Consider the following 888-nt stretch of genomic DNA (forward strand, 5'->3'; position numbering starts at 1 on the left):
CCCGTCACCGCGCGTTTCGTGTCGTTCATGCGCAGCGCGCTCAAGGGCGCGTGACGCGGGGTATAGTGTCCGCGAGCGTTTTCTCCCTGCATGCCGGTGCGACGCCGGCCGACGAACCCGAACCGATGACTTCCGACACCGACGAATCCCCGCTCGATCCCGCACTCGTCGCCACGCTCGCGACGCTGAACGAAGCCGCCAGCGATCCGGCCGGCAAGACGTGGTCGCTGCCGAAGATCGCGAAGCGCGCGCAACTGCCGATGAGCACGCTGCGCCGCGTGCTGACGCAACTCGACGCCGCCGGCCTGAGCGTAACGACGCTGAACGAGGACGGTACCGGCAGCGCCGCGCTGACCGACGAAGGGCGCACGGTGTGCGCGCAGTTGTTCGGCGCGAACGACGCTCAATGAATGAAAAACGGGCCGCTGATGCGGCCCGTTGCATGGGCGTGGCTCGATGCGCACGCCGCGCCGGCCCGCTCGGCGTTCGCGAGCACGGGCCGGCGCATCGTCATCCGCGCGCCATCAGAACCACTGCTTGTAGCGGCGCACGTAGATCGTCTTGACGATCTGCGCGAGCACGATGTAGCCGACCATCGTCGCGGCGAGCCACAGCCAGTAGGTGCCGGGCAGGTGCATGAAGCCGATCGCCTCCGCGAACGGCGAGAACGGCAGCCAGCAGCCGATCGCGATCGCGGTGAAGGTCGACAGTAGCACCGGCAGCGACGCCGTGCTCTGCAGGAACGGGATCTTCTGCGTGCGCAGCAGATGCACGACGAGCGTCTGCGACACGAGGCTCTCGATGAACCAGCCCGAGTTCATCACGATCTGGCCGCTCGCGCCGCCGTTCAGGTGATACAGCGCGCCCGCACCGAACACGGTCCACATC

The 888-nt window shown here is 67.7% G+C and carries 2 protein-coding genes; one reads left to right on the forward strand and one right to left on the reverse strand.

The window, feature by feature from the left end:
* Positions 1-125: 125 nt before the first annotated feature.
* Positions 126-410 carry a hypothetical protein gene (locus tag JMF90_RS38750; protein ID WP_012339855.1) on the forward strand — a complete coding sequence of 95 codons (285 nt, stop codon included), beginning with the start codon at positions 126-128 and terminating at the stop codon, positions 408-410.
* Between the two features lie 114 nt (positions 411-524).
* On the opposite strand, the gene JMF90_RS38755 is transcribed toward JMF90_RS38750, so the two are convergent.
* A partial coding sequence (locus tag JMF90_RS38755) for a cation transporting ATPase C-terminal domain-containing protein (protein WP_374104344.1) occupies positions 525-888 on the reverse strand: 364 nt, incomplete at its 5' end.

Origin of the sequence: Burkholderia sp. E168m23, assembly GCF_016586125.1 — a bacterium.
In the GTDB taxonomy this organism is placed as follows: Bacteria; Pseudomonadota; Gammaproteobacteria; order Burkholderiales; family Burkholderiaceae; genus Burkholderia; species Burkholderia orbicola.